Origin of the sequence: Corynebacterium mycetoides (assembly GCF_900103625.1) — a bacterium.
In the GTDB taxonomy this organism is placed as follows: Bacteria; Actinomycetota; Actinomycetes; order Mycobacteriales; family Mycobacteriaceae; genus Corynebacterium; species Corynebacterium mycetoides.
In genome coordinates, this window is sequence record NZ_LT629700.1 from 1,586,090 (window position 1) to 1,605,861 (window position 19,772).

At 64.9% G+C, this 19,772-nt stretch carries 21 protein-coding genes; 6 read left to right on the plus strand and 15 right to left on the minus strand.

What is annotated here, in order from left to right:
- Positions 1–68: 68 nt before the first annotated feature.
- Positions 69–1,505, minus strand: coding sequence for a replicative DNA helicase (dnaB, locus tag BLS40_RS07560; RefSeq protein WP_092150792.1), 1,437 nt, complete (start codon positions 1,503–1,505; stop codon positions 69–71).
- A gap of 447 nt (positions 1,506–1,952) precedes the next feature.
- On the opposite strand from dnaB, the gene BLS40_RS07565 reads away from it, so the two are divergent.
- From BLS40_RS07565 to BLS40_RS07575, 3 genes are read left to right on the plus strand one after another with little or no spacing between them, the layout of a single operon-like run.
- A complete protein-coding gene (locus tag BLS40_RS07565) occupies positions 1,953–3,002 on the plus strand; it encodes an NAD(P)-dependent alcohol dehydrogenase (RefSeq protein ID WP_092150796.1) in 1,050 nt (349 codons plus the stop codon).
- 26 nt (positions 3,003–3,028) lie between these two features.
- On the plus strand, positions 3,029–3,727 hold the full coding sequence (locus tag BLS40_RS07570) for an AAA family ATPase (protein WP_092150799.1): 699 nt from the start codon (positions 3,029–3,031) through the stop codon (positions 3,725–3,727).
- Positions 3,724–4,437, plus strand: a complete 714-nt coding sequence (locus BLS40_RS07575) for an AAA family ATPase (protein ID WP_092150802.1) — start codon at positions 3,724–3,726, stop codon at positions 4,435–4,437. The genes BLS40_RS07570 and BLS40_RS07575 overlap by 4 nt, the downstream gene beginning before the upstream one ends.
- On the opposite strand, the gene BLS40_RS07580 is transcribed toward BLS40_RS07575, so the two are convergent.
- The 9 genes from BLS40_RS07580 to BLS40_RS07620 all read right to left on the minus strand — a co-directional run bounded on the left by BLS40_RS07580 (position 4,434) and on the right by BLS40_RS07620 (position 11,237).
- A complete protein-coding gene (locus tag BLS40_RS07580) occupies positions 4,434–4,628 on the minus strand; it encodes a hypothetical protein (protein ID WP_092150805.1) in 195 nt (64 codons plus the stop codon). The genes BLS40_RS07575 and BLS40_RS07580 overlap by 4 nt on opposite strands.
- A gap of 163 nt (positions 4,629–4,791) precedes the next feature.
- Positions 4,792–5,244: a 50S ribosomal protein L9 gene (gene rplI, locus BLS40_RS07585; RefSeq protein ID WP_092150808.1), complete on the minus strand. Its 453-nt coding sequence runs from the start codon at positions 5,242–5,244 to the stop codon at positions 4,792–4,794.
- Between the two features lie 56 nt (positions 5,245–5,300).
- The gene (locus BLS40_RS07590; protein WP_092150811.1) at positions 5,301–5,879 is read right to left on the minus strand and encodes a single-stranded DNA-binding protein; all 579 of its coding nucleotides are present in this window, start codon (positions 5,877–5,879) and stop codon (positions 5,301–5,303) included.
- 54 nt (positions 5,880–5,933) lie between these two features.
- Positions 5,934–6,221 carry a 30S ribosomal protein S6 gene (gene rpsF, locus BLS40_RS07595; RefSeq protein ID WP_172808052.1) on the minus strand — a complete coding sequence of 96 codons (288 nt, stop codon included), beginning with the start codon at positions 6,219–6,221 and terminating at the stop codon, positions 5,934–5,936.
- Between the two features lie 154 nt (positions 6,222–6,375).
- Positions 6,376–6,783 carry a hypothetical protein gene (locus tag BLS40_RS07600; protein WP_092150814.1) on the minus strand — a complete coding sequence of 136 codons (408 nt, stop codon included), beginning with the start codon at positions 6,781–6,783 and terminating at the stop codon, positions 6,376–6,378.
- 52 nt (positions 6,784–6,835) lie between these two features.
- A complete protein-coding gene (locus BLS40_RS07605; RefSeq protein WP_092150817.1) occupies positions 6,836–7,033 on the minus strand; it encodes a hypothetical protein in 198 nt (65 codons plus the stop codon).
- On the minus strand, positions 7,030–8,388 hold the full coding sequence (locus BLS40_RS07610; RefSeq protein WP_331710859.1) for a glycosyltransferase family 87 protein: 1,359 nt from the start codon (positions 8,386–8,388) through the stop codon (positions 7,030–7,032). The genes BLS40_RS07605 and BLS40_RS07610 overlap by 4 nt, the downstream gene beginning before the upstream one ends.
- A 135-nt stretch (positions 8,389–8,523) precedes the next feature.
- Positions 8,524–10,707, minus strand: coding sequence for a transglycosylase domain-containing protein (locus tag BLS40_RS07615; RefSeq protein WP_092152229.1), 2,184 nt, complete (start codon positions 10,705–10,707; stop codon positions 8,524–8,526).
- A 167-nt stretch (positions 10,708–10,874) separates the two neighbouring features.
- Positions 10,875–11,237: a DUF5318 family protein gene (locus BLS40_RS07620; RefSeq protein ID WP_092150823.1), complete on the minus strand. Its 363-nt coding sequence runs from the start codon at positions 11,235–11,237 to the stop codon at positions 10,875–10,877.
- Between the two features lie 76 nt (positions 11,238–11,313).
- On the opposite strand from BLS40_RS07620, the gene BLS40_RS07625 reads away from it, so the two are divergent.
- From BLS40_RS07625 to BLS40_RS07635, 3 genes are read left to right on the plus strand one after another with little or no spacing between them, the layout of a single operon-like run.
- Complete coding sequence (locus BLS40_RS07625) at positions 11,314–11,808, plus strand: MarR family winged helix-turn-helix transcriptional regulator (protein WP_092150826.1); 495 nt, start codon at positions 11,314–11,316, stop codon at positions 11,806–11,808.
- Between the two features lie 46 nt (positions 11,809–11,854).
- Positions 11,855–12,841, plus strand: coding sequence for a universal stress protein (locus BLS40_RS07630; RefSeq protein WP_092150829.1), 987 nt, complete (start codon positions 11,855–11,857; stop codon positions 12,839–12,841).
- A gap of 10 nt (positions 12,842–12,851) precedes the next feature.
- The gene (locus tag BLS40_RS07635; protein ID WP_092150832.1) at positions 12,852–13,337 is read left to right on the plus strand and encodes a hypothetical protein; all 486 of its coding nucleotides are present in this window, start codon (positions 12,852–12,854) and stop codon (positions 13,335–13,337) included.
- Here BLS40_RS07635 and trhO read toward each other — a convergent pair.
- The 5 genes from trhO to BLS40_RS07660 form a co-directional block, all read right to left on the minus strand.
- Positions 13,334–14,263 carry an oxygen-dependent tRNA uridine(34) hydroxylase TrhO gene (trhO, locus tag BLS40_RS07640; RefSeq protein WP_092150834.1) on the minus strand — a complete coding sequence of 310 codons (930 nt, stop codon included), beginning with the start codon at positions 14,261–14,263 and terminating at the stop codon, positions 13,334–13,336. The genes BLS40_RS07635 and trhO overlap by 4 nt on opposite strands.
- 40 nt (positions 14,264–14,303) lie before the next feature.
- Positions 14,304–15,191, minus strand: a complete 888-nt coding sequence (locus BLS40_RS07645; RefSeq protein WP_092150837.1) for a 3-hydroxyacyl-CoA dehydrogenase — start codon at positions 15,189–15,191, stop codon at positions 14,304–14,306.
- Positions 15,192–15,878, minus strand: a complete 687-nt coding sequence (locus BLS40_RS07650; RefSeq protein ID WP_092150840.1) for a PIG-L deacetylase family protein — start codon at positions 15,876–15,878, stop codon at positions 15,192–15,194.
- Between the two features lie 26 nt (positions 15,879–15,904).
- The gene (locus tag BLS40_RS07655) at positions 15,905–17,398 is read right to left on the minus strand and encodes a DUF1846 domain-containing protein (protein ID WP_092150843.1); all 1,494 of its coding nucleotides are present in this window, start codon (positions 17,396–17,398) and stop codon (positions 15,905–15,907) included.
- Positions 17,399–17,534: 136 nt separating this feature from the next.
- Positions 17,535–19,751, minus strand: coding sequence for a malate synthase G (locus BLS40_RS07660; protein WP_092150846.1), 2,217 nt, complete (start codon positions 19,749–19,751; stop codon positions 17,535–17,537).
- Positions 19,752–19,772: the final 21 nt, after the last annotated feature.

Sequence of the window (19,772 nt, forward strand, 5' to 3'; positions counted from 1 at the left end):
AACTGAGAATAGACATCATTTCGTCCGGTGTCACCGCAGGTTAGGCTTTGCTAACCCGGCTAACCCGGCTAGCCGCGCGCCATATTGACAAACCGCGAGTAGTGCAGCTGGTGAGCCACCGGGATCGTGTCAATCGGGCCGCCGCGGTGCTTGGCCACGATGATGTCGGCCTCGCCCGCGCGTTCGTCATCACGGTCCTGGGAGTCCGGGCGGTACAGCAGGAACACCATGTCCGCGTCCTGCTCCAGCGAGCCCGACTCGCGCAGGTCGGCGAGCTGGGGGCGCTTGTCGGTGCGCGCCTCCGGGCCGCGGTTGAGCTGGGAGATGGCGACAACCGGCACCTCGAGCTCCTTGGCCAGGAGCTTGAGCTGGCGGGAGAACTCAGATACCTCCTGCTGCCGGGATTCCACCTTGCGCCCGGAGCTCATGAGCTGGAGGTAGTCCAGCACGATGAGGTCGAGGCCGTGCTGCTGCTTGATTCTGCGCGCCTTGGTGCGGATCTCCATCATGGTCAGGTTCGGAGAGTCATCGATAAACAGCGGGGCGTCCTGGATCTCCGTGAGCCGGGTGGTCAGCTTCTCCCAGTCGTTCTCCTCCATCTGGCCCGAGCGCATGGAGGAAAGCTTGATCTCGGTTTCGGCGGAGAGCATGCGCATGATGATCTCGGAGGCGCTCATTTCCAGGGAGAAGATCACCGAGGTCTTTCCGTGGTTGATGGAGCACGAGCGCATGAAGTCGAGCGCCAGGGTGGACTTGCCCACACCGGGTCGCGCCGCGATGATCACCATCTGCCCCGCGTGCAGCCCGTTGGTCAGGCGGTCGAGGTCGAGGAAGCCGGTGGGCACGCCCTTTTCGAGACCGCCGCCGCTGGCGATCGCCGTCAGCTCGTCGATCGTCGGCTTGAGCAGGTCGGAGAGCACGCGGTAATCGTCGCCGCTCTGCTTCTTAGACACCTTGAAGACTTCCTGCTGGGCCCTGTCCACCAGGGCTTCGATCTCCATGCCGTCCTCACCCTCGTAGCCAAGCTGGACGACGTTTGTCCCGGCGTTGACCAGCTGGCGCAGCAGGGACTTCTCCGTGACAATCTCCGCGTAGTAGCGCGCGTTCGCGGCCGTCGGGACCTCAGAGATCAGCGTGTGCAGGTAGGGGGCGCCGCCGACTCTCTCTAGCTGGTTCAACCGGTCGAGGCGGCCGGCGACGATAAGGACGTCAATATCGGAGCCGCTCGCATACAAGTCCACGATCGCACCGAAGATGAGCTGGTGGGCCGGGAAATAAAAATCCTCGGCGCTGAGCTCATCAATAACGTCGACAACGGTATCCGGGCTGAGCAGCATCGCGCCGATCACGCCGCGCTCCGCGCGCTCGTCGTGGGGCGGCTGCCGGTATTCCGTCAGATCGGAGCGGGAGCGGTTGAAGTTCGACCGCCCCTCCTCGACGGGCTCGGGCGGCAGCACAAAATCAGCCGAGTCGTCGAAACTCGTCGCGTGACTGCCCTGGGCCATCTCGCACCATCCCTCCCGCTTGACGTTTCGGTCATGATCCTACAGCGCCGCGGACCATTCCGGGACATCCGGACGGAAGTTATCCACAGGGCCTGTGCACAAAGGGGACGTTGTGCAGGGGGCTGCACACATCCGTGTGCACTACCTGTGGATAACGTGGGGACAATTGGCCCGCGTGGGCTCACGCTTTCCAGCAAAGCGCCTCGTCAAGACGATTATATTCAGATGTCCCCCGTGGGCGATAGCCGTGCATAACTCTCTCACCTCACGGTTTGACTCTTCCGGCCGGGGGAGATACGGGGTTCCGGGGGGCGTCGACAAGCGCCTGCTCCCTCGAAGTTATCCACAGGGTGAGGAAAATGCTCAGGACTATTGAAAACCGCTTCCACCTGGGATTTCGCCGTACGGTCGGGGACGAACACCCCACGCGAGACGTAAGGAGCACACTTGAAAGCCGTACGACACATCGGATACCACACCTTCCCCGAGATTAAGGAAGTAGACAAACCCACCCCGGGCCCGGGCCAGGTACTGCTCAAGGTAGCCGGCGCGGGCGCCTGCCACTCGGACGTGGCCGTCTTCCACGAGTTCGACGAGGGCATCAACCCGAAGGTCGATCCTGAGTTCACCCTCGGCCACGAAAACTCCGGCTGGGTGGAGGAGGTCGGCGAGGGCGTCAACGGGATCGAAGTCGGGGCCGCCTACCTCGTCTACGGCCCCGTCGGCTGCGGCGTCTGCCGCGCGTGCAGCCGCGGGCAGGACACCTACTGCGAGAACGCGGACAAGCTCGACTACGCCGCAATCGGCCTCGGGTTAGACGGCGGGATGGCCGAATACGTGGTGGTCCCCGCGCGCAACCTCGTCCCGCTGGGCGACGCCGACCCGGTGAGCGCCGCCCCACTCGCGGACGCCGGCTTGACCCCCTACCACGCCATCAAGCTCGCGCTCCCCACCCTCAACGGCGGCGGGAAATTCGCCCTGGTTATCGGCCTCGGAGGCCTCGGGATCATCGGCGTACAGATTCTCAACGCCCTGACCGGGGCCACCATCATCGCCACCGACATGAAGGAAGACGCGATGGCGGAGGCCGAGAAGCTCGGCGCGATCACCGTCGCGGGCGGCGAGGGCCAAGTGGAGTGCATCCGGGAGATCACCGGCGGCAGGGGCGTCGACGCGGTTTTCGATTTCGTCGGCGTGGGCGCCACCGTGGGCACCGCAATGAAGTCCGTCGCCCGCCAGGGCCGCGTCACCATCGTCGGCCTGGGCAACCTCTCCCCCTACGAATGGGCGTTTTTGACCACCCCGTATGAGGCCGAGCTGGTGAACACCTACTGGGGCACCATCGAGGAGCTCCACGAGGTGGTCGACATGTACAAGGCCGGCCAGATCGTGCCCCCGGTGACCACCTTCCCGCTGGATCAGGCGCTCGACGCCTACCAGCAGCTTGTCGACGGCGCCATCTCCGGCCGCGCGGTCGTCGTCCCACACGGCAAGTAGGTCTCGAGTGCCGCTAGGCTTGGAGCGTGTTCGTTGACAAGATTAGCGTCGACGCGCACGTGGGCGGGTACCTCGCGGATCTGCCCGTGGTGCGCTCGCTCGTCGCCTCCCCGCTAGAACTCACCCGACCCATCACGGCGATCAGCGGGGAGAACGGCTCCGGCAAGTCCACTCTCGTCGAGGCGATCGCGGTCGCTGCCGGGGCGAACCCCGAGGGCGGGTCGCGCAATGCGCGGTTCAGCTCCGTGGAGGATCCCGTCTCCGACCTGTGGCGCGCACTCGCCCTGCGCCGACCGCGCAACCCCCGCGACGTATTTTTTCTGCGCGGGGAAACCTATTCGGGCCTCGCGGGCTATTACGAAACCCTTGTCGACGAACCCTTCGCCAACCTGAACCAACTCAGTCACGGCCAGGGGTTGTTGCGCATCCTGCGGGAGAGGCTGAGCCCCGAGACGCTGGTGCTTCTCGACGAACCGGAGGACGGCCTGTCCGTTTTCGCGCAGCTCGAACTTCTGGGCATTCTGTGGCACCTGGCTGGTCGCGGTGCCCAGGTCATCATGTCGACACACTCCCCGGTGCTGCTCGGGATACCAGGGGCGCAGCTGTTCGAGATGACCGGCGACGGTTTGTCACCCGTGATGTACGACGAGTCTGAGGCAGTGCGGGCGTGGGAGGATTTCACCTCCGACCCGCGGGGAACCGCCGATTACCTGGTCCAGCAATGACGTTCATCACTGCACTCAGCGTGCGCGAACGCCCACGCGCCGAGCCGTGGGTGCGCGACGTCCCGGCTGTGGCGCACCTTCTGGCCCGCGGCCGCCTCGAGTTGGCGCACCCCGTCACCGTCATCACCGGCGACAACGGCGTGGGGAAGTCAACCTTGTTGCACGCCATCGCCCGCGGGTACGGGTTCAACACCGCCGGCGGCGCATACAGGATTGAAACGGCTGGCTTCCCGGACCCGTTGTTTCACACTGTGCGGGTGGAAACGGGCCCGCGCGCTAAGCAGGGCTACTTCCTTCGCGCGGAAAAGCACTTCGACCACGCCACGGAGCTGGGCGATGACGGTCCCAATGCGCATAATCTCCACCACATGTCCCACGGGGAATCCGTGATGACACTGGTGGAGACGTTCGTACCTGACGGCGTGTACCTGCTCGACGAGCCGGAGTCGGGGCTATCGGCAGTGCGGCAGATGGCGCTGCTCGCGATGCTGCACCGGCTTAGCCAGCGGGGAGCGCAAATCATCATGGTGACCCACTCGCCGATTCTCCTCGCCATTCCCGGAGCTCACATTGTGGAGATCACCCAGGACGCGCTGAGCACCGCGATAGATCTGGAAAGCACCCTCGCCTACCGGGCCATGCGCGATTGGCTGGAGGACCCCGCGGGCGTGGCCCGGTTCATGATCGAGGTGACCGATCCAGAGCGCTAGCCCGATCGGTTCTTTCCCACTCCCCTGGCCGCGAGCCACCCGCCGGCTACGAAGGAGACCAGCGCCGTGAGGTAGGACACCGCACCCCACGCGAACACGATCGCGAGAATCCCGGCGGCGACGAGAATCACCCCGAGGATAATGTCCTGTGTGCCGGTGGTGTTGTCGTGCCTGCCGCTGGATTGTTGCATGACCGTTAGTCTCACCGAATGCATAATCGACTGCAACTCGGAAATGGATTAGGTGCCCGGCGCGTGCTCATGACACAGCGCGGGCCCCACTCCTCACAAGTGGGGCCCGCGCCGGATGCTGTTGTCGTTGGACCGCGGTGCGCGGTCGCCGTCAAGCGGTGTGTTACGCGCTGACGACCTGGAAGTTCACCTTGCCCTCCACGTCATCGTGGAGGTTGACCTTGACCTGGTATCCGCCGGTCTTGGTCACGAGACCCTTCGGCACGTCGATGCGACGCTTGTCCAGGGTCGGGCCGCCGGCCGCCTTGACGGCGTCGGCGATGTCTGCAGCCTGCACGGAGCCGAACAGCTTGCCTGCCTCGGAAGTGCGGACTTTGACCTGCACGCCGGTGAGCTGGTCGAGCTGGTCGCGCAGCTCCTTGGCGTGGTCGAGGTCGCGCACCTGACGCTCAGCCTGTGCGCGCTTGATATCTTCGATCTGCTTCTCTGCGCCGCGGGTGGCCGGGATTGCGAGCCCGCGCGGGAGCAGGAAGTTGCGTCCGTAGCCACCCTTGACCTCGACGATATCGCCGGGCTCGCCAAGGTTGTCAACGGCAGCGGTGAGGATCAGTTTCATGAATCCTAACCTTCCTAGAGTTGAAAAATGGTGATGTGTAAACGGGGTTCAAGCGTTTAGAACGGGGGCTCGTCATCCATCCCGCCGAAGCCGCCGGCCGGCGGCGCGGAGTTCCACGGATCATTCTGCGGCTGCTGGTTGCCGCCCCGGTTGGCCGGAGCCTGCTGGCCGGGGTTCCCACCGGAGTACCCACCCTGGTTCCCGCCGCCGTAGCCGCCCTGGTTGCCTCCGCCCTGGTTGCCGCCGTAGCTTCCGGAGCCGCCCTCACGCGGGGTCCGGGAAACGTTGGCTGTCGCGTACTTCAGGGAGGGGCCGACCTCGTCGACTTCGACTTCGAACACCGTGCGGTTCTCACCTTCGCGGGTTTGGTAGGAGCGTTGCTTCAGGCGGCCGTTGACAATCACGCGCATCCCCTTGCTCAGGGATTCCGCGACGTTCTCGGCGGCTTGGCGCCAGACGTTGCAGGTCAAGAACAGGGCTTCGCCGTCCTCCCACTGGTTGGTGTCACGGTTAAACGTGCGCGGGGTGGAGGCGATGCGGAAATTTGCCACTGCGGCACCGCTGGGGGTGAAACGCAGTTCCGGGTCGGCGACAAGGTTGCCGACAACGGTGATGGGGGTGTCTCCCTGTGCCATGTTCGTTGAGCCTTTCGAAGAAGTGGTCCGTTGTGGTAACGAGCCTATCCGCTCTTACTTGTCGGTGCGGAGAACCTTGGTGCGGAGAACGCCTTCGTTCAGGTTCAGGACGCGGTCAAGCTCAGCGACGGTCTCTGCGGCGCAATCAAGGTTGATCACCGCGTAGATGCCCTCTTCCTTCTTGTTGATCGGGTAGGCAAGACGGCGCTTACCCCACACATCAACCTTCTCTACCGTGCCGTTGTCCTTGCGGACGGTCTCCAGGAACTTATCCAGGGACGGGGCAACGGTGCGTTCATCCTGCTGCGGATCGAGGATAATCATTACTTCGTAGTGACGCACGGACCTCATCACCTCCTATGGTCTGTTAATGGTTTCGGCCACCGCCGGTCGGCGATGGCAGGAGGGTCGTTGCGTCAAGCAACCCCACCAGCCTACAACACGCAGGTGGTGGGGCAAAATGCTTGTCGACGTCCGCACGCCGGCGGGCGGCGTCCTAGCGGTCGACCTCAGTCACGGTGCCGTCGGGGCGGATGTCGATCTCGATGTCCTGGAACTCGATCTCGTAGTACCCGTCGTCATCCCACTCCACGGAGACCCCGGCCTCGTTGTTGTTGGCGGCCTCGAGGGCGCGCTCGACGTCGGCTTCGGTCACGCCTTTGTCGGCAAGCTCGTTGCGCGCCTCGTCGGTGTATCCGCTTACCGACGCCGGAAGCTGTGCGGCCTGCTTCTCCTCGCGCTGGTCCGTTGGCTGTGCCGCCACGTCCTGGTCTCCCGCGTCCTGAGATTCAGTGACTGTCACGGTTTCCGGAGTTGCCGTTTCCGTTTCGGTTCCGCAGGCGGCCAGAGTACTCATGGCGGCGGCGGCGACCATTGCGGCGGCGGGCATTTTCGAGATCTTCATGTGTCCTCTTTCGTTGTTCGGGCACGTACTCAACCCACCTAATGTGTGAAACTCAGGAAATACCAGGGTTGGGTGCCGCCACGAACACCGCGAGAATCACCGGGATCACGGTAACGAAGAAGAAGGCCGCGATCCCCAGACCCACGGCCAACCCCGTCCGGCGCCACCGCGCCACCGCAAGGAATGCGGCTGCAATCAGCGCGAAACCGATGATGATGGAGCCGATCCCGATGATCGTCGGTCCCGTCACGGCTGAGCTCCGGTTGCTCGCCACTGCTCGGGCCGGGTCAACAGGGGGTCGAACCCGTTGTGCGCCTCGAGCACCTTATCGCGACGCCGCCCCAGCATCTGCGCGACGACGAGCACCATCATCGCGATAATGAAGCCGTCGCGGGCGATGACGACGACGTTGAGGAACTCCCCGGGCAACCCCTTGTTCTCCGTCCCCAGCATGTGCCACATGAGGATGGGCCAGACGAGCATGTCCACGGTCATCCACGTCGCCAGCAGACGCCAGTGGGGCAGCGCGAGAACCGCGGGAATCACGAGCCAGAGGGAGTACTGCGGGCTCCACACCTTGTTGAAAAGCAGGAAGAACGCGACCGTGAGAAATAGGATCTCGGCCACCCGCGGGTCGCGCGGGGCGATTAGGCCGATCACCGCGGTGAACGCGCACCCTGCGATAAACAGCAGAAGCGTCACAGTGTTCAGAATCTCCGGAGTGCCCCCGCCCGAGTCGAACCCAGTCCACCCGAACGCGCGGGAGGCCACCGCGTAAATGGTTGTCCATTCCCACGATCGTTCGGTGTTCAGGCGTTGGAACTCCGACCACGCCTCGGGGGAGCGGAGATACACGGGGAGATTGACTGCCACCCACGTCACCACGGCCGCGGCCACCATGGTGAGCAATGGCTCCCACCGCTTCGTCCTGATCGCCAGAACGAGGTAGGCGCCGAGCGCGAACAGCGGCCACAGCTTGAAGGCTGTCCCGAGACCGATGAGCGCGCCGGCGAGCGCGAACCTCTCGTTGCGCGCGGCCAGCAGCGCGGCCACGAGGAAGAAAACCGAGGGAATGTCCCAGTTGGTGAACGCGTGCATGATGACCAGGGGTGAGGCCGCCACGAGCAGTGTGTCCCAGATCCGGTTACCGGCGAGTTCCGCGACCATGCGCGCGGTGATGACCCACAGCACCGCCATCACCAGCGCGGTGAGGTAGAAGTACCAGCCCGGCTCCGGCAGCAACGCGTCCACCAGGAAATACGTGTTGCGGGCAATAAACCCCATCACGTTCTGGAAGATGCCGGCCAGCACCGGGTACTCCATGTAGCGGGTGAGGCCTCCCTCAACCCAGGAGTAGTCGTAGGCGAACCCGGGCTGGTCCAAGCCGCGGCCGCTGTAGAGCGGAACGATGTCGTTGTAGCAAAACGACGTGTACTGGCGGTTGCCGCCCCAGTTCAGCTGAAGGACTCCGCTTTCATCGGGCGTGCCTCCGGCGCAGTTCGCCTTGGCTAGGGCGCCGAGGCCCAGGAAAACCCACGCGACCGCCACGATGGCCCGCAGGGGGGACCAGAAGCGGGATTGGCCGATCGGCGCGAAACGGCCCATCGGCCCCCCGAGGAAATTCACCCACCCGAAAGCGAGTGGTTCGGTCCGGCCAGGCTGCACGCGGTCATCCGGGTGAGCCCACCTGGCACGGCCGGCCGGGGTCGTCGTCTGGCTCGAGTTCTTCACGCCTTGACGCTACCCCAGAACGTCGTTCAGAAAGTCCTGCACCGGGTCGGGCACCGTCGGCGCGGGGACCGGCGCGGGCGCCGGCGCCGGGGCGGGTGGAGGAGCCGGCGCGGGGGCCGGTGCCGGGGCGGGAGCCGGGGTGCTGGCCGCGCCCCCGTCGGTGCCCGTGCCGGTGTTGGATCCGGTGCCGGAGCTGTAACCGCCACCGTATCCGTACCCGTTGCCACTTCCGTAGCCCGTGGAGTACCCGCCGGACCAACTCGACCCGCCCAGCCCGCTGCCGCCACTGTAGGGATTGATACCCCAGTAGACGGGTGTTGCGGTGGGGAAGTCGATCACCTCCTTGCCCTGGTGGGCGGAGTCCATCACGTCTTTCCAGATCTTGGCCGGTGTCGCGGAGCCGTACATGTTCCCGCCCCACTCGTTGAAGATGGCTGACGTATTGTCCGCTGTTCCCACCCACACGGCGGTAGCCAACTGCGGGGTGGCGCCGACCATCCACGCATCCTTGTTGTTGCCGGTGTCGCCGAGCTGAGAGGTGCCCGTCTTGCCTGCTGCGGGGCGGCCGCCGGCGAGGGTGGCGTTGGCGTAGCGCACTACGGTCTGCAGCGCCTCGTTGACGTTGTCCGCGACCTGCTGGGCGACGCCGCGCTCGACGTAGGAGTTGTCCATCTCGAACAGGACCTCGCCCTTGGCGTCCTCGACGTGCTGGACAAAGTACGTCGGGTGGTGCGATCCCCGGTTGGCCAAGGTGGCCATTGCGGTGGCTATGTCCACAACGCGCGATTGGTATTGGCCGAGCACGATGCCCTCGTACGGCTGGCCGCCGTTTTCCCGAAGTGTCTCCGGGATGCCCGGGATCGACCGGGCGACGCCGAGTGCGTGCGCCATGTCTGCGGTGTCCTGGGTGGTGTTGTCCAGCTCGTCTTGGATGCGCAGGAACGCCGTGTTGGAGGACGTTTTAGTCGCGTCCAGCATGGTGATTCTTCCGCTGCCGCCGCCGTCCCAGTTGGTGACGACGTTGTTGCCCGGCAAGGTCACGGGCGAGGCATCGAAGGTGGCGGTCAACGGAATGCCCTGCTGCAGAGCCGCGGCGAGGGCGAAAATCTTGAAGGTGGAGCCCGTCTGCAACCCGGCGTTGGCGTAATCCCAGCCGCTGGCGTCGTCGCCGCCGTAGTAGGCGCGGACGGCACCGGTCTGGGGCTCGATGGACACGAGTGCCGCTCGGGCGTCGTCCTGCAAGGTTGACAGGCGCTGGCGGGACACCCGCTCGGCCTCCGCCTGGATCTGAGCGTCAATGGTGGTGGTGATCTGCAGGCCGCGGTTGGTGACGTCCTCCTCGGTAATGCCGATGGATTTCAGCTCCTCCATGACCTGGTTCTTGATCAGGCCGTTCGCGCCGGTCGCCTCTGTGTACGCGGAGTAGGTCGACGGGTCACGTGTCTCGGGGTACTGGAGGGTGCCGCGCTCCTGCGGCGTCACCTCGCCCATTTCCACGAGACCGTCCATCACGTAGTTCCAGCGGGCCTGCGCCGCGTCGGGGTTGACCCAGGGGTCGAGCTGGCTGGGAAGCTGGATGGACGCGGCCAGCACGCCGGCCTCTTCCACGGTGAGCTCGCTGGCGGGCTTGTCAAAGAAAGCGTGCGCGGCCGCCTCGATGCCGTAGGCATTGCGTCCGAAATAGACGGTGTTGAGGTAGGCGGCGAGAATGTCTTCTTTGTCCCACTGATTGGTCATCTTGATGGAGTAGACGAGCTCTTTCGCCTTGCGCTCGTACGAATGCTCATTACCCACGAGTGCGTTCTTCACGTACTGCTGCGTGATGGTGGAGCCGCCGCCCGCCGACGGGTTGCCGGTGAGCTGGCCTAATGCTGCGCGGGCGAAACCTGTGAAGGAGAAACCCGAGTTTGTCCAGAAGTCGCGGTCCTCTGCCGCCAGCACGGCATTCTGCACGTGCTCCGGGACCTCCTCCAGAGGAATCTGCACCCGGTTTCCCTCCGCCGGGACAGTCCGCGCGAGCTCGGTCACGCCGTCGGAGAAGTAGATGTTGGAAATCTGCGCGGTATCGATCTCCCCGGGCTGGGGGATCTCGGCCCGGGCGTACTGCCAGGTGAACCAGGTGGCCGGCACTGCTGCGAGGAGGAGGATGAAAAGCACCGCGGCGAGAAGCCATTGCCGGGTGCGGGAGCTCATCTTCGCGGTTGCTTGACTGCGGTTGGAACCTGCACCGGTCTTGCGGGTGCTGCCAGCCACACTCTGTTCATTTTCTGACACGTGAATTCCCTGCGCGCTTCTTACTGGCTAGTGATCGGTAACTTGCTGAAATTGCTTGAGGACAGACTACTGCTTCCGACACAAAATCACACTACTGGTGCAGCTGTGACTTCCCGCAGGAGGTAGTTCCAGCGGCAGTGCGGGCATACCTCTACGACGTGGACCGTAATGGGGCCCACCTCATCAACGAGGCGCCCGATTTCCTCCTCGCTCCGGGCCGTGCCCGAGCGCCTGCCCAGGTTGTCGCCGTAGACCCATGAGACCTCACGCATCGTTTTACCGCAGATGGGACAGGGCCGAGGCGCATCGTGGCCGTGGTACTCCGCCGCCGCCCGCAAGAGGAAGTCGGCGTCGCAGACCTCGTCCACCGGCACCCGGCCGGCGTGAAACTCCCGCAGCAGCGTGCGCCTGAGCCACTCGTGCGAGACTTCCCTGGTGTAAGCGAACACACCGCCGATGATACCGACCGGGGAAAGTGCTAGTGTTTACGGACAGTTAGTTTGCAGAATATAACTCGAGGAACGCATGGCACAGAATGAACCCGCAGACGCAAACCCCTCAGGCTCGCCGGACCCGCACGCCATCGCGCAACGTGTCCGGCCCGCCATGACGAGTTTGTACGTCATGTACTTCCGCAACGCCCACCAGTCCGACCTCACCGGCCCGCAGCTGTCCATCATGACCCGGCTGAAGGACGACGGGCCGTCGCGCATCAACCGGCTCGCCGAGGCCGAGGGCGTACGCATGCCCACCGCGTCCAACACGATCAACCAGTTGGAAAAGCGCGGGCTCGTGCAGCGCATCCGCGACGAGTCGGACCGGCGGGGGGTGAGCGTCGGGATTACCCGGGAGGGCGAGGCGGAGTTGAACCGCGTCGGCGATGAGCGCACGAAGTACCTGGGCGATATGCTGGGCGCCCTTCCCGAGGCAGATCTACAGCGGCTCGACGAGCTGGCGGACATAGTCAACGTCCTGGCAGAAAAATACGTCAACGGGCACAATTCAGGCTCGACCGACTGAGCGGTTAGTATGGGGGTCACCTTTACGTCAATCTAAAGTAACCCGCATGTCACTTCGACCTCTCACTTCGACTACACCATGGGATAACCCCTTGAGCGACCCGCTGCGCGTCACCGCCGCCTGGCACGGGGCTAACGGCGGTTCGAACGACGAAGTGCTTCAGCTCGCGGGCTGGCTAGGCAAATCCGTGCCTTTGGCTGTCCAGGTTGTGGCTCCAGCGACGTGGGCGTCGTCGACACCGGCCACGGGCAAGAAGTTCAAGAAATTGCTCCGCGACCAGTCGGAGGCGTTTGCCGCCACGGCGCGCACCGCGCTCGAAGAGTACGTGGAAGAGGAAATGTGGGCGCTCGAGCCGGCGCGCATGATGGCGTCGACAAGCGAAAGCTCCTCGCTGACCCGAGCCGCGGACGAGTTGGACGCACACATGATTCTTCTCGGGTCTCGGGCGAGGAAGCCGAAGGGGACGCTCCTCGTGTCGTCGCTGGTTGATTCGCTGCTCGAGTCGACCACGAAACCCCTTCTGATCGTGCCGCAGAATCTGAAGCTGTCCAAGAAAGGCGTGACGCGGGTTAACTACATCTTCCCCGGGCGCAACGGTCTCGAGCGCAACGCCGGCCTGTGGGAGGCGACCGCTCTCGCGCGGCGCATCGGTGTGCCGATCCGGCTCATCGCCATCTCGCCAGATACCCTGACCGGCTCTGACCTCGACGCGAGCCTCGACACCCCGAACACGTCCGCCCAATGGTACGAATCCGCGCTCGGGAAGCTCGACCACGCCCGGGACGCCGTCATCGACGCCGCGCACGCCCTCGACCCGCCCGCCGACGACGGACTCGTAGTCGAGGTAGCCGTTGCCGTCGACCACGGCTGGAAGAAGGCCGTGCACTCCGTCAAGTGGAAGAAGGGAGACCTGGCGTGCCTGGCGGTGCGGCCGACAACCCAGCTCAAGTGGGTGTTCGGCAAGGCGCACCCGGGGAAATTCCTGCGCCACGTCCCGGCCCCCGCGCTGATCTTCCCGTACGCGAGTGCCTAGGGTGGGGACCATGCACGACAGCCAGCCCGGGGACCACCCCGAAAACCTCCGCCCCTCGCCCACCGACCGATACAACCGTGTTCCGCCGGAACCGAAATCCTTCGACGACCTCGCCGCCGGTCCCGATCCGGTAGAGGTGGACCGCCGCAACCGGGCGTCGACACGCCAGGCCATCGCCTATGCCGCGGCGACGGTTCTTATCACCTTTGTCGTTGCTTTCGCCATCGCGCTCGCCTCCCGGCTCCAGGGCGGACCGCTCTGCACCCCCGACAGCGGCGCCTGGCTCTGCACCGAAAGCTGGAGGATGTGGTGGGCGATCCTGTCCTCCATTCCGCCCGTCTCGGGGCTATTGGGGTGCGCCGTGATTATGGTGCGCAAACTCAACCGCTACGAGCGCTGGGTGCCGTGGATGGGCGTCTTCTGGCTGCCGCTTGTCCCCTTCACCATGTGGTGGCTCACGGTGACAATCGGCCTCATCGCCGTCGATACCGCCTAGGCGCTCTCGGCCGCTTCCCCCGCCCCAGACCCCGCCCCAGCCCCCGCCGCGGTGCATTCCGCGCAGTAGGGGTTGCGCTCACGGCAGTTCGGGCAACTAAGGTACTGGCTGCGGCAGTGCGGCTCGTTCGCGCAGTTGTGGAAGTCGTTCGTCGCCTCGCCGCAGTGCGCGCAGTGCCCCAGCTGCACGTAATCGGGGTCGTCTGGCGCCCCGAACTCGGTGTGCATGCGCTTGTCGAAGACGTACAGGGAGCCTTCCCACAGGCCGGAGTTGCCGAACTTCTCGCCGTAGCGGACGATTCCGCCGTCGATCTGGTAGACCTCTGTAAACCCCCGGTTGATCATCAGACTGGAGAGGACCTCGCAGCGGATGCCGCCTGTGCAGTATGACACCACGGGCTTGTCCTTCATCCAGTCGTACTTCCCGGATTCCAGCTCCCCGATAAAGTCGTGGGTCGTCTCCACGTCAGGCACCACGGCGTTTCTGAATTTGCCGATTTCGGCCTCGCGGGCGTTGCGTCCGTCGAAGAACACCACCTCGTCTCCCCTGTTGGCCACGAGCGCGTTAACCTGCTCAGGCGAGAGGTGGGTGCCTCCGCCGACGACCCCGTGCTCGTCCACTTTCAGCTCCCCGGGGACACCGAAGGAGACGATCTCCTCGCGCGCCTTGACGCTGAGCTTGGGGAAGTCGTCCTTGCCGCCCTCAGACCACTTGAACTCCATGCCCCGGAAGTACTCCTTGGTCTTCCTGGCGTAGGTTTTGCACGCGTCAATAGGGCCGCCCACCGTGCCATTGATTCCGTCCTTGGACACGACGATGCGGCCGTGAAGGCCCAGCCCCTCGCACAAGTCCCGCTGCCACAGCCGGACAGCGTCCGGATCCGCGATGGGCTGGAACTTGTAGTACAGGAGGATCTTGCTCGTCATACCCTGATCCTAGGGCATGGTGCGAGCTAGTCCTTCAGCCCTACTTGTCGTAGGTGTAGAAGCCCTGCCCGGACTCGACGCCGATGTGGCCCGCGGCGATCATTTCCTCGAGGATGGAGGAGAACTTGTCCTGCCACTCCTCCTTGTTCCCCTGTGCCTGGCCCACGGCGAGAACCGTGCGCAGGCCGACGATGTCCATGATCTCGAACGGGCCCCTGGGCGATCCCGTGGAGTTGCGCCAGTCCCGGTCGATGTCGGCCGGCTCGGCGATCTCGTTGGCCAGCAGGTACTGGCCAGCCTTCAGCCACGGCACGAGAAGGGTGTTGAGGATGTAACCGGGCTGCTCCTTCTTCAGCTTCACGGGCACCATGCCGATCCGCTCAGCGAAGTCGAAGAGGACGTCCACATACTTCAGGTCCGTGCCGGCGTGAGGCATGATCTCGGCCGTGTTCTGGATCCAGATGTTGTTGGCGAAGTGAAGCGCCAGGAACCGCTCCGGAGAGGAAACGGCGTCCGCGAACTCGCTGGGGAGAAGTGTCGAGGTGTTGGTGGCGAAGATGGTCGCATCCGACGCCGCCGCGCTGGCGCGCCCGAGCACGTCTCGCTTGATGTCGATGTTTTCGGGCACAGCCTCAATGATGAGGTCTGCCCCGCGCACGGCCTCCTCGAGGTCGGTGGTCTGGGTCAGGCGTGCGCGACCCTCGGTCATCGACTCCTCAGTGGCGTCGTCGAGGTCGGCCACAATCCGGGCGCCGAAGGCGTCGAAGCGCTTCGCCGCCGCCGCGAGGGCATCATCGTTGATGTCCCAGGAGACGACGTTGAATCCGCGGAAAGCTGTAACGAGTGCGATCTGTGCGCCGAGAACGCCGGCGCCGAGTACTGTAACGTTTTTGATGTCCATGCCTGAAATGGTACTCCTCTTTTTCATTTATAGCTGACGGGACGCAAACGTGATCGCGTACCGCGTACCCGCCACCTCTCCGCCCTGCTCAGCCGCCCCGCGGACGATTTCCTCGCGGCTCGCGTGGTCCGGCAGAACCTCGAGGTACTGCCGGTGCGACCGCAGACTGGAGATACCGCGGGCGATGTCGCGCTCGCTGACCTCCACGCCGCAGGTCGGCTCGGGGTGGTTGGCAATGAGCAGTGTTTTCGCCTGGTGCTTCTCCCCCAGCTCCGGGAAGAGCCACTCGTTGCCCGCATCGCGCGCCGCGTCCACAGTGGCCAGCCCCGCCGCGTGGTGATCCGCCTGGTTGAGCCCCCAAGGCGCCATCACGTCGAAGTTCTGGATGGAAGGCTTCAGCCGGCGGTTGTAGCCGGCGATCGCCTTGCGCAGCTCGAGGCCGTGCTCGAGCAGGCCGTCGGGGAAGTCCAGCAGAGTGAGCTCCCGCACCCCCACCTGATCGCAGGCGTCGCGCTGCTCCTTCGCCCGCACCTGCGCGGTCTGCGCGGGCTCCATCCCCGAGATGCCGGCCTCGCCGTGGGTGAGCAGAAGGTAGTTGACCTCTATCCCCTCACTCGCCCACTTTGCGACGGCCACCGACGCGCCGTACTCCATGTCATCGGGGTGGGCGACGACGGCAAGGACGGTGTCTTCGGGGGTGAACTCTAGTTTCATGGGCCCGAGCCTACCCATTTCCGCGCCTATTTCTTGTGGTAGAGCGCCTTCTTCCAGTACTTCGGCTCGGAGGTGACCAGCACACCGAGGTTGCGGAAGATGCCTTCGTCCACGGACCCGAGGATGGTGGTGGTGTGCGCGTCGCAGCCGCGAAGCTGCGGCAGCTGCTCCAGCGCGCGGGCGGCGTCGGGGTTGCGGGCGGCCGAGGCGGACAGGGCGATCAGCACTTCGTCCGTGTGCAGGCGCGGGTTGGCAGAGCCGAGATAGGTGGTCTTGAGCGACTGGATCGGCTCGATCGAGTCCGGCGAGAGCAGGTGGACGTCGTCGTCGATGTGGGCCAGCTTTTTGAGTGCATTGAGCAGCACCGCGGCGGACGGGCCGAGCAGGTCCGACGTCTTGCCCGTGACGATCTCCCCGCTGGGTAGCTCCAGCGCGGCACCGGGGTTGCCCGTCGCCTCCGCCACCTCGAGCGCCGGCGCCACCACGGTGCGCATGGACACCGTGCACTCCGCTTTGCGCATCACGTTGGAGATGCGGTCGGAGAAGGTCGAGTCGCGGTCGGTACGGCGCTCGTCGACAAGCTCTTTGAGGTAGCGGCGGATAATTTCCTGCTCCGCCGCGTGGCGGCAGGCCGCGTCGTCCGAAATGCAGTAGCCCGCCATGTTCACACCCATGTCCGTGGGCGACTGGTACGGCTCCTCCCCGGTCACCTCCTTGAGCAGCGATTTGAGCAGCGGGAAGACCTCGATGTCGCGGTTGTAGCTGGACACCTTCTCCCCGTAGGCCTCGAGGTGGTACTGGTCGATGACGTTGATGTCATCCAGATCCGCGGTAGCGGCCTCGTAGGCGAGGTTGACCGGGTGCGACAGCGGCAGGTTCCAGATGGGAAACGTCTCAAACTTGGCGTAACCGGCGGGGATACCGCGCTTGTGCTCGTGGTAGACCTGCGACAGGCACGTGGCCAGCTTGCCGGAGCCCGGGCCCGGCGCGGTCATGACAATGAGGTCCCGGCTCGTCTCCGCGTACTCGTTGAGCCCGAAACCTTCGTCGGAGACGATCCGCGCCGTGTCGTTCGGGTACCCGGGGATGACCCGGTGGCGCGACACCTTGAGTCCCAGGCGCTCGAGGCGCTCGACGAACGCCTCGGCCGGGGCGTTGCCGGGCTCGAGCTGGGTGACAACCACGTTTTCCACCAGGAAGCCGCGCTCGCGGAATACGTCGACCAGGCGCAGCACGTCGTCCTCGTAGGTGATGCCGAGGTCGGCGCGGACTTTCTGCCGCACGATGTCGGCGGCGTTGACGCACACCATGATCTCGACCTCATCCTTGATGCGCTCCAGCATGGCGATCTTGTTGTCGGGGGTGAAGCCGGGAAGGACGCGGGACGCATGGTGGTCGTCGAAAAGCTTGCCGCCCATCTCCAGGTAGAGCTTCCCTCCGATTTCGGCGCGGCGGGCGCTGATGTGCTCGGACTGCATTTCAATGTACTTCTCGCGGTCGAAGCCTTGTGTGTACGGCATGCGGACGCCTTTCTGTCACGTGAAAGAAATAACGCCTCTTGAGTCTAGCGCGTACACGCGCGAACACCCCTACCCCGCCCGTGTGACATTCGTCGTAGGGCGGGGTGAGGGTGGTTCAATTCCTGCGCGGTCCTTCTTACGCGATGCCGTGCACGTGCTTGAACTCGCGACGCTTCGCGTGCAGGATCGGCTCGGTGTAGCCCGACGGCGACTCGGTGCCCTTGAGGATGAGATCCTTCGCGGCCTGGAAACCGATGGACTGGTCGTAGTCGGCGGCCATGGGCAGGTAGTTCGGGTCACCCGCGTTCTGCTCGTCGACGACCTTGGCCATGCGCTCGAGCGACTCGACAACCTGGTCCTCGGTAACCACGCCGTGGACCAGCCAGTTCGCCAGAATCTGGGAGGAGATGCGCAGGGTGGCGCGGTCCTCCATCAGGTCGACGTTGTGGATGTCCGGGACCTTCGAGCAGCCGACGCCCTGCTCCACCCAGCGCACCACGTACCCCAGGATGGACTGGCAGTTGTTGTCCAGCTCCTCGCGCTTTTCCTCCTCCGTCCAGATGTCGCCCTCGGCGACCGGCACGGTGAGGATGTCGAGCAGGCTCTCGCGGCGGCCGGCGTTGCGCAGCTCCTCCTGGACGGCGAAAACGTCCACCTGGTGGTAGTGGGTGGCGTGCAGGGTGGCGCCCGTCGGCGACGGCACCCACGCGGTGTTCGCTCCTTCCTTCGGCTGGCCGATCTTCTTCTCCAGCATGGCCGCCATGTGTTCGGTCTCGGCCCACATGCCCTTGCCGATCTGGGCGCGGCCCGGCAGGCCGTGTTCGATGCCGGCGTCGACGTTGTTGTTCTCGTAAGCCTGCTTCCACGCTGCGGTCTGCAGGCCGGCCTTGCGGACGAACGGCCCCGCGTACATCGAGGTGTGGATCTCATCGCCCGTGCGGTCGAGGAAGCCGGTGTTGATGAACACCAGGCGATCGGCGGCGGCGTCGATGCAGGCGTCGAGGTTCACCGTGGTGCGGCGCTCCTCATCCATGACGCCGACCTTGACGGTGTACTGCGGCAGGCTGAGGATCTTCTCCACGCGATCGAAGATCTCGTTGGTGAAGGCGACCTCCTCCGGGCCGTGCTGCTTGGGTTTGACGATGTACATCGACCCGGTGCGGGAGTTGCGGTGCGGGTTGTCCTCGCGGATGCCCGGGATCGCGGAGGCGACGGTGATCAGGCCGTCGAGCAGGCCCTCCGGGACCTCCTCGCCGTCGACGAGGATGGCCGGGGTGGTCATGAGGTGGCCGACGTTGCGGCACAGCATCATGGCGCGGCCGTGCAGGCGGACCTCGCCGCCGTCCTTCGCGGTGTAGAAGAGGTCGTCTTCCTGGGTGCGCTCAAACGACTTGTCGCCCTTGGTCACGGTCTCCGAAATATCGCCCTTGTTCAGGCCGAACCAGGTGGCGTACGCGGCGGCCTTGTCGGCGCCGTCGACGGCGGCGGAAGAGTCCTCGAAGTCCATGATCGAGCTCACGGCGGCCTCGAGCACGACGTCCTTGACGTGCGCCTTGTCGCCCTTGCCGACGGGGTGCTCCGGGTCGATCTGGATGAGGATGTGCAGGCCGTTGTTGCGCAGAAGAATCGCCTCGGGGTTGTTCACGTCGCCCTGGTAGCCGACGTATACATCGGGGTTGGCGAGCGCGACCTCGGTGCCGTTGACCGTGGCGGCGAAGGAGCCGCCGGACACCGAGTACTTCTCCACATCGGCGTGGCTGGCACCCTCGAGCGGGACGGCCTTATCCAAGAAGTCGCGCGCCCACGCGATCACCTTGTCGCCGCGCACGGGGTTGTAACCCTTGCCCGGCTCCGCGCCGCCCTCCTCGGAGATGACGTCCGTTCCGTACAGCGCGTCGTACAGCGAGCCGAAGCGGGCGTTCGCCGCGTTAATGGCGAAGCGGGCGTTGGTGATGGGCACCACGAGCTGCGGGCCGGCCACCTCGGAGAACTCCGGGTCGACGTTCTCGGTGCGGATCTGCGTTCCGTGCGGCTGATCCACCATGTAGCCGATCTGGCGGAGGAACTTCTCGTGCTCCGCCGGGTCCGGCTGGCCCGGGTTAGCGCGGTAGTACTCGTCCATCTGGCGCTGCAGGTCGTCGCGGCGCTCGAGCAGCTGCTTGTTCTTCGGCGTGAGATCGGCGAAGTAGCTGGCGGCTTCCTGCCAGAACTTATCTGCGTCGAAGCCAATCTCGGGAAGCAGAGAGTTAGTGACAAAGTCGTACAGCGGTTTAGCCACCTGCAGGCCCGCCACCTCTACGCGTTCGGTGTTGTCCTCGAAACCCGCAAAGGGGGGCTCAGTCGTGGAGGTCATAAAAACTTTATCCTTTCGGTG

What these genes read in the sequence shown, in the direction of transcription:
- dnaB (WP_092150792.1), bottom strand. Translation starts at nt 1,505, where the DNA reads ATGGCCCAGGGCAGTCACGCGACGAGTTTCGACGACTCGGCTGATTTT.
- BLS40_RS07575 (WP_092150802.1), top strand. Translation starts at nt 3,724, where the DNA reads ATGACGTTCATCACTGCACTCAGCGTGCGCGAACGCCCACGCGCCGAG.
- BLS40_RS07580 (WP_092150805.1), bottom strand. Translation starts at nt 4,628, where the DNA reads ATGCAACAATCCAGCGGCAGGCACGACAACACCACCGGCACACAGGAC.
- rplI (WP_092150808.1), bottom strand. Translation starts at nt 5,244, where the DNA reads ATGAAACTGATCCTCACCGCTGCCGTTGACAACCTTGGCGAGCCCGGC.
- BLS40_RS07590 (WP_092150811.1), bottom strand. Translation starts at nt 5,879, where the DNA reads ATGGCACAGGGAGACACCCCCATCACCGTTGTCGGCAACCTTGTCGCC.
- BLS40_RS07600 (WP_092150814.1), bottom strand. Translation starts at nt 6,783, where the DNA reads ATGAAGATCTCGAAAATGCCCGCCGCCGCAATGGTCGCCGCCGCCGCC.
- BLS40_RS07610 (WP_331710859.1), bottom strand. Translation starts at nt 8,388, where the DNA reads ATGGGCCGTTTCGCGCCGATCGGCCAATCCCGCTTCTGGTCCCCCCTG.
- BLS40_RS07615 (WP_092152229.1), bottom strand. Translation starts at nt 10,707, where the DNA reads ATGAGCTCCCGCACCCGGCAATGGCTTCTCGCCGCGGTGCTTTTCATC.
- BLS40_RS07625 (WP_092150826.1), top strand. Translation starts at nt 11,314, where the DNA reads ATGGCACAGAATGAACCCGCAGACGCAAACCCCTCAGGCTCGCCGGAC.
- BLS40_RS07630 (WP_092150829.1), top strand. Translation starts at nt 11,855, where the DNA reads ATGTCACTTCGACCTCTCACTTCGACTACACCATGGGATAACCCCTTG.
- BLS40_RS07635 (WP_092150832.1), top strand. Translation starts at nt 12,852, where the DNA reads ATGCACGACAGCCAGCCCGGGGACCACCCCGAAAACCTCCGCCCCTCG.
- trhO (WP_092150834.1), bottom strand. Translation starts at nt 14,263, where the DNA reads ATGACGAGCAAGATCCTCCTGTACTACAAGTTCCAGCCCATCGCGGAT.
- BLS40_RS07645 (WP_092150837.1), bottom strand. Translation starts at nt 15,191, where the DNA reads ATGAAAAAGAGGAGTACCATTTCAGGCATGGACATCAAAAACGTTACA.
- BLS40_RS07650 (WP_092150840.1), bottom strand. Translation starts at nt 15,878, where the DNA reads ATGAAACTAGAGTTCACCCCCGAAGACACCGTCCTTGCCGTCGTCGCC.
- BLS40_RS07655 (WP_092150843.1), bottom strand. Translation starts at nt 17,398, where the DNA reads ATGCCGTACACACAAGGCTTCGACCGCGAGAAGTACATTGAAATGCAG.
- BLS40_RS07660 (WP_092150846.1), bottom strand. Translation starts at nt 19,751, where the DNA reads ATGACCTCCACGACTGAGCCCCCCTTTGCGGGTTTCGAGGACAACACC.